Annotated in this window: 1 protein-coding gene; it reads right to left on the bottom strand. The window is 76.9% G+C overall.

The genetic code is table 11. The features are described 5' to 3' along the window. A partial coding sequence (locus VFZ20_RS03050; RefSeq protein ID WP_329682351.1) for an amino acid adenylation domain-containing protein occupies positions 1-3,944 on the bottom strand: 3,944 nt, incomplete at both ends.

Raw genomic sequence — 3,944 nt, 5'->3', positions numbered from 1 at the left:
CCAGCAGCGAGTGCCCGCCCAGCTCGAAGAAGTCGTCCCCGCGGCCCACGCGCTCCGCGCCCAGCAGCTCGGCCCAGATGGCCGCCACGGCCTGCTCCGTGGCGCCCGCGGGCGCCTCGTACCCGCGCGCCGCGAAGGCGTCGCCCTCCGGCGCGGGGAGCGCGCGGCGGTCGGTCTTGCCGTTGGGCGTGAGCGGGAGCGCGTCCAGCCGCACGTACGCCGCGGGCACCATGTACGCCGGCAGCCGCGCGCCCAGGTGGGCCCGCAGCGCGTCCGCGGACGCCCTCTCGTCCGCCACGACGTACGCCACGAGCCGCGGCTCGCCCGGGGCGTCCTGGCGCGCCGCGACGACCGCCTCGCGCACCCCCGGGTGCTCCAGCAGCCGCGCCTCGATCTCCCCCAGCTCGATGCGGAACCCGCGCACCTTGACCTGCACGTCCAGCCGGCCCAGGTACTCGAGGACGGCAGTGCGTGAGTGCGTCGGTGCGTGAGTGCGGGAGTCCGCACGCGCGGGATCCACTTCCGCACTCTCCTCCCGCCAGCGGACGCGGTCGCCCGTGCGGTAGAGCCGCGCGCCGGGCGTGTCGCCGAAGGGATCGGGGACGAAGCGCTCGGCCGTCTGCCCCGGCCGGCCCAGGTAGCCGCGCGCGATGCCGGCGCCGCCCACGTACAGCTCCCCCGCCACGCCCACGGGCACGGGGTTGAGCCGCGGGTCCAGCACGTAGGTGGTGACGTTGGGGAGCGGGCCGCCGATGGCCGACGCGGGCCCGTCCGCGCCGACTTCCAGCGCCGTCACGTCCACGGTGCACTCCGTGGGGCCGTAGACGTTGTAGAAGCGGGTGGGGACGCGCAGCATCCGCCCGCGCATCTCCTCGTCCACGGCCTCGCCGCCCACCAGCACCAGGCGCGGAAAGCCGCCGTCCGCGCCCAGCCCCTCGGCCAGGGCCAGGCGCAGCAGCGAGGGCGTCATGTCCACCGCGTCCACCCGTTCGCGGCGCAGCCACGCCACGAGCGCGGCGGGGTCGCGGCGGACCTCCTCGGGCACCACGCACAGGGCGTGTCCCGCCAGCAGCTGGATGACCTGCTTGACGGAGCCGTCAAAGACGAGCGGCGCGTTGACGCCCACCCGCAGCGGCGCGGGATGCGCGGCGTAGACGCGCGCCTGGAGGGCCGCGGCCAGGTTCACCACGGACCCCTGGCGCACCATCACGCCCTTGGGCCGCCCGGTGGATCCGGAGGTATAGATGACGTACGCCAGGTGCTCCGGCGTGAGCCCCGGGCGCGCCGGGTTCTCCGCCGGCGCCGAGGCCCAGCCCGCGGCGTCCGCGTCCAGCGCGATGGCGGGAACGCCCAGCCCGCCCACGCGCGCCCGCAGCGACGCCTGCGTGAGCAGCGCCACGGGGCGGCTGTCCGCCAGCATGTCGCGCAGCCGCTCCACGGGGTACGCCGGGTCCAGCGGCACGTACGCGCCGCCGGCCTTGAGGATGGCCAGCAGCCCCGTGATGGCGTCCGCGCCGCGCTCCAGGCACAGCGCCACGCGCGCGTCGGGCCCCACGCCGCGCGCGGCGAGAAAGTGCGCCAGGCGGTTGGCCCGCGCGTTGAGCGCCGCGAACGAGAGGGTGCCGTCCGCGGCGACGAGCGCGTCCGCGTCCGGGGTGCGCGCGGCCTGCGCCTCGAACCGGTCCGGCAGGGTCGCGCCGCGGGGGTAGTCCGCCGCCGTGTCGTTCCACGCGCGGACCACCCGCGCGTGCTCGGCCCCGTCCAGCAGCGCCATGCGGTCCACGCGGGCGCCGTCGTCCGCCGCCATGGCCGCGAGCACCCGGCGCAGGTAGCCGGCAAAGCGCTCCACCGTGGCCCGGTCAAAGAGCGCCGTGGCGTAGCCGATGCCCCCCGCGATGCGCCCCCCGTCCTCCCACAGCGAAAGCGTCAGGTCGAACTTGGCCGTGTCCGCGTTCGCCCCGCCGGCGTCGGCCACGGTGAGCCCGGGAAGGCGCAGGGCGCCACCCGGCGCGTTCTGCCAGGCGAACATCACCTGGAAGAGCGGCGTGTACGCCCGGCTGCGCACGGGGCGCAGCCGCTCCACCACCTGCTCGAACGGGATGTCCTGGTTGCGCTGCGCCTCCAGCGCCCGCGTCCGCACCTGCTCCAGCAGCGGTCCCACGTCCGGCCCGCCGGACAGGTCCACCCGCACGGGGAGCGTGTTGACGAAGAAGCCGATCAGCTCCTCCACCTCCGCCCGGCCCCGGTTGGCCGACGGCGTGCCGATGACGACGTCGTCCTGGCCGGAGAGCCGCGCCAGCACCGCCGCCCAGCCGGTCAGCAGCGTCATGAACAGCGTGGTGCCGTGCCGCCGCGAGAGCGCCTTCAGCGCGTCCGACAGCTCCGCGTCCAGCGTCACGTCCAGCGACGCCCCCGCGAAGTCCTGCCGGGGGGGGCGCGGGCGGTCCGCCGGCAGCTCCAGGAGCTCCGGCGCGCCGGCCAGCGCGCGCGTCCAGTACGCCGCCTGCGCCTCCAGCACGTCGCCGTCCACGGCGCGGCGGTGCCACGCGGCGTAGTCGGCGTACTGGACGGGGAGCGGCGGCAGCGGGTCGGCCCCGCCCCGCGTGAAGGCGGCGTAGAGCGCGCCCAGCTCGCGGTGCAGCACGCCGGCGGACCAGCCGTCGCTGACGATGTGGTGCATCGTCAGCAGCAGCACGTGCTCGTCCGCCCCCATCCGCACCAGGCGCCCGCGGAGCAGCGGCCCGCGGGCCAGGTCAAACGGGGCGGCCATCTCGTCCCGCATGAGCCCCCGCAGCGCGTCCTCCGCGTCCGCGGCCCCGTGAAGGTCGTGCTCCGCCAGGGAAAAAGCGCTCGACTCCGGCGGCGCGATGCGCTGCACGGGCGCGCCGTCCACGGCGGGAAAGGTCGTCCGCAGGGCCTCGTGCCGCGCGACGATGCCCTCCAGGGCGCGCACGAGCGCGTCCCGGTCCAGCGCGCCGGACAGCCGCAGGCGCACGGGGACGTGGTAGGTGCTGCCCAGGTTCCCCATCTGCTCCAGGAACCACAGCCGCTGCTGCGCGAACGACGGCGGGAGGATGCCCGTGCGGTCCACGCGCTCGATGCGGGGCGCCTCCGCGGGGGCGGCCGCCCCCAGGCCGGCGGCAAAGTCCGCCAGCACGGGGCGCTCGAACAGGTCGCCCGGCGCCGCGTCCACGCCCAGCGCCTGGCGGATGCGCGAGACGACGCGCACGCCCAGCAGCGAGTGGCCGCCCAACTCGAAGAAGTGGTCGCCCCGCCCCACGCGCTCCACCCCCAGCAGCTCCGCCCAGAGGGCGGCCACGGCCTCTTCCGCCGGGCCGGCGGGCGCCTCGTACCCGCGCGCGGCAAAGGCATCCGCCTCCGGCGCGGGGAGCGCCCGGCGGTCGATCTTGCCGTTGGGCGTGAGCGGAAGCGCGTGCAGCCGCACGTACGCCGCGGGGACCATGTACGCCGGCAGCCGCGCGGCCACGTGGGCCCGCAGCGCCTCCGCGCCCGGGTCCGCCTCCGCGGCCACGTACGCCACCAGCCGCGGCTCGCCGGCCCCGTCCGCGCGCGCCAGCACGAGGGCGTCGCGCACGGCCGGGTGGCCGCGCAGCGCCGCCTCGATCTCGCCCGGCTCCATGCGCACGCCCCGGATCTTGACCTGGAAGTCCGTGCGTCCCAGGAACTCGAGGACTGCCGTGCGTTCGTGCGCGAGTGCGTCCGTGCGGGAGTGGGCGGAATCACCCGCTTCCGCGCGCACGAACGCACTTTCTTCCCGCCAGCGCACCCGGTCGCCCGTGCGGTACAGCCGCGCGCCCGGCGCCGCGCCGAACGGGTCCGGGACAAAGCGCTCCGCCGTGAGCGCCGCGCGCCCCAGGTAGCCGCGCCCCACCTGCACGCCGCCGATGCACAGCTCGCCCGGCACGCCCACGGGCACCGGCCGC

The sequence above is a fragment of the Longimicrobium sp. genome (assembly GCF_036280135.1).
In the GTDB taxonomy this organism is placed as follows: domain Bacteria; phylum Gemmatimonadota; class Gemmatimonadetes; order Longimicrobiales; family Longimicrobiaceae; genus Longimicrobium.
The sequence above is the reverse complement of the archived record's forward strand: the minus strand, read 5'-3'. Positions and strand labels throughout refer to the sequence as shown.